The organism is Microvirga sp. P4_G7 (assembly GCF_056401005.1).
The window spans coordinates 1-900 of sequence record NZ_JBFUKD010001030.1 but is presented as its reverse complement, the minus strand read 5'-3'; the positions used below and the strand labels follow the sequence as shown (position 1 = coordinate 900).

The following is a 900-nucleotide window of genomic DNA, read 5'->3' as shown; positions in this document are numbered from 1 at the left end:
TTATCGATCACGATGCTTTCCAATGCGGCTACTGCACTCCAGGCCAGATCTGCTCCGCTGCAGGGCTGATTGCCGAAGGTAAGGCAAAAACCCCAGACGAAATCCGCGAGCTGATGAGCGGCAACATCTGCCGTTGCGCGGCCTATCCCAACATAGTTGCAGCCATTCAGCAGGCGATGGGGGCGTCATGATCAACTTCCAATACGCGCGCGCCGAAGGCGTGGACGACGCGGTGCGGCAGATCGCAGCCGATCCCACGGCGAAATTCATCGCGGGAGGGACAAACCTGCTCGACCTCATGAAGGAGGACGTCGAGCGCCCTACCCGGCTGATCGACATCACTCGACTGCCGCTCGCGGGGATTGGGGAAACCGCGGATGGCGGCTTGCGGATCGGCGCGCTGGTGCCCAATTCCGACCTCGCCTACCATCCGTTGATCGCGCAGCGATATCCTCTTCTTGCCAGCGCCATCCTGGCGGGTGCTTCTGCGCAGTTGCGAAACATGGCGTCGACCGGTGGCAATCTTTTGCAGCGTACGCGCTGCTTCTATTTCTACGATACGACGACGCCCTGCAATAAGCGCGCGCCCGATAGCGGTTGCTCGGCAATAAGGGGCATCAACCGCATCAACGCTATCCTCGGCACGAGCGACAAATGCATCGCGACCCATCCCTCGGATATGTGCGTTGCGCTCGCCGTGCTCGACGCCAACATTCGTGTCGTCGGGCCAAAGGGCGAGCGCTCTATTCCCATCGCGGATTTCCATCGCCTGCCCGGAGACACCCCGCAACGCGACACTAATCTCGAGGCCAATGAGATCGTCACTTCCGTCGAAATTCCTTCACAGGGTTTTGCCAAGAACTACACTTATCTCAAGATCCGCGACCGACTATCCTATGC

General features: G+C 59.7%; 2 protein-coding genes. Both read left to right on the top strand.

Going from position 1 to position 900, the window contains the following annotated elements; genetic code table 11:
- Positions 1-191, top strand: a 191-nt coding sequence (locus AC1DT3_RS22795; RefSeq protein WP_477467439.1) for a (2Fe-2S)-binding protein, incomplete at its 5' end; no start/stop codon positions are given.
- Positions 188-900 (top strand): FAD binding domain-containing protein (locus AC1DT3_RS22790; protein WP_477467438.1); only part of this gene is annotated, 713 nt, incomplete at its 3' end. The genes AC1DT3_RS22795 and AC1DT3_RS22790, both read left to right, overlap by 4 nt.